The 1260-nt window shown below is 42.2% G+C and carries 1 protein-coding gene; it reads right to left on the bottom strand.

Features of this window, described 5'->3' with window-relative positions; genetic code table 11:
- Nucleotides 1–1210, bottom strand: a 1210-nt coding sequence (locus NUW87_RS11325; protein WP_269028622.1) for a Ty1/Copia family ribonuclease HI, incomplete at its 3' end; no start/stop codon positions are given.
- Between the last annotated feature and the right edge of the window lie 50 nt (nt 1211–1260).

Raw genomic sequence — 1260 nt, 5'->3', positions numbered from 1 at the left:
TGGTCAACAACTTTCGAAGCCATATAGCTTCATAGCTGGCAGAACATGCAACAATGTATTCTGCTTCCATTGTGCTGAGAAAAATACTAGATTGCTTCCTACTCTGCCATGAGATCATAGCTGATCCCAAACTGAAACAACATCCGGAAGTGCTTTTTCTGTCAGCAACGCTTCCTGCCCAATCTGCATCAGTATATCCACTCAGTGTGAAGTCATGATCTCCATCATAGCTGAGACCATAATCCATTGTACCTTTAAGGTACCTCATCACATGTTTTGCAGCCACTAGGTGAACACGTCTGGGTTCTACCAGAAACTGACTCAAGGTGTTCACGGCAAAACAAATGTCTGGTCTGGTGTTCGTCAGGTACATCAACGATCCAATAATCTGTCTGTACAGTGTGGCATCAATCAACTCTGACGAAGTATCGACCAACAGCTTCAGCTTCGCTTCCATGGGTGTATTCATGGGCTTGCATTCCAACATGTCGAATCTCTTCAAGATTTCAACCGTATACTTCCCTTGGTTAAGGAAGATCCTTTCAGGACTCTGCCATACCTCAAGACCTAAGAAATAATGCATTAGGCCAAGGTCTTTCATTTCAAATTCTGAGGCAAGTCTCTTTTTACATTCAGTGATGAGCTTTTCTTCTCCAGTTAAGAATAAGTCATCCACATATAGCAGTAATATTACTGGCTCATTGTTCATAACCTTGAAGTAGAGGTTAGAATCTGCTTTACTCTTGGTAAAGCCCAAGCTCGTCAAGAAACTGTCTATACGGCCATACCAAGCTCTGGGAGCTTGCTTCAATCCGTATAAGGCTTTCTTCAATTTGCAGACATGAGACTTCCTGTCTTCAACCTCAAATCCTTGGGGTTGCTCTATATACACTTCCTCTTCGATAACACCATTCAGGAAAGCTGTCTTCACGTCCATCTGGTGCAACTTCCATTTCATCTTGGCAGCAAGAGCTATAATGGTTCTGATCGAAGTGTATCTGGCCACAGGAGCGAATGTCTCTTCATAGTCAATGCCTTCCTTCTGGGAAAAGCCACGAGCGACAAATCTTGCTTTATATTTCTCAATACTTCCATCAGCAACATGTTTTATTTTGAAGAGCCATTTTGATGATACCACATCCTTACTTTTTGGTCTGGGAACTATTTCCCATACATCATTCTTTATTATGGATTGGTATTCCTCTGTCATGGCATCTGCCCATTCTTTCCTCTGAATGGCTTCTTCAAAGCAAGTAGACT

This window comes from Corynebacterium pilbarense (assembly GCF_026930265.1).
GTDB lineage: Bacteria > Actinomycetota > Actinomycetes > Mycobacteriales > Mycobacteriaceae > Corynebacterium > Corynebacterium pilbarense.
This window is presented reverse-complemented; position numbering and strand designations above follow the sequence as displayed.